Raw genomic sequence first — 688 nt, forward strand, 5'->3', positions numbered from 1 at the left:
GCTGTTCGCGTGCTTGCTCGAAATGGTTCGAGTAGAGGTGCGCATCGCCAAGTGTGTGGACGAAATCGCCGGGTTTCAGCCCTGTCACCTGCGCCACCATCAAGGTCAGCAGGGCATAGGACGCGATGTTGAACGGCACGCCAAGGAAGATATCGGCGGAACGCTGGTAGAGTTGGCAGGAAAGCCGCCCTTGCGAAACATAGAACTGGAACAGGCAGTGGCAGGGCGGCAGCGCCATCGCTTCCACCTCGGCTGGGTTCCATGCCGAAACAATCAGCCGCCGCGATTGAGGATTTCTGCGTATCTCCTTGAGAAGATTCGCGATCTGGTCGATCGAGCCGCCATGGCCGTCCGGCCAGGAACGCCACTGCTTGCCGTAGACCGGGCCGAGATCGCCATTCTCGTCGGCCCATTCGTCCCAGATCGAGACGCCATGGTCGGTGAGATATTTGATGTTGGTGTCGCCGGCCAGGAACCACAGAAGCTCATGGATGATCGACTTGAGATGCAGCTTCTTGGTTGTGGTGACGGGAAAGCCGCGCGCCAGGTCGAAACGCATCTGGTAGCCGAAGACGGAGCGCGTTCCGGTGCCGGTGCGGTCGCCGCGGTCGGCGCCGTTGTCCAGCACGTGCTGCAGGAGGTCGAGATACTGGCGCATCGGTTCCGGCTCGATTCGGTTGTCCAGCCA

The 688-nt window shown here is 60.9% G+C and carries 1 protein-coding gene; it reads right to left on the reverse strand.

Going from position 1 to position 688, the window contains the following annotated elements:
• On the reverse strand, positions 1–658 hold a 658-nt coding region (locus EN925_RS38445; RefSeq protein ID WP_128337493.1), incomplete at its 3' end, for a thymidylate synthase.
• Positions 659–688: the final 30 nt, after the last annotated feature.

This window comes from Mesorhizobium sp. M7A.F.Ca.US.006.04.2.1, from assembly GCF_004022915.1.
In the GTDB taxonomy this organism is placed as follows: domain Bacteria; phylum Pseudomonadota; class Alphaproteobacteria; order Rhizobiales; family Rhizobiaceae; genus Mesorhizobium; species Mesorhizobium ciceri.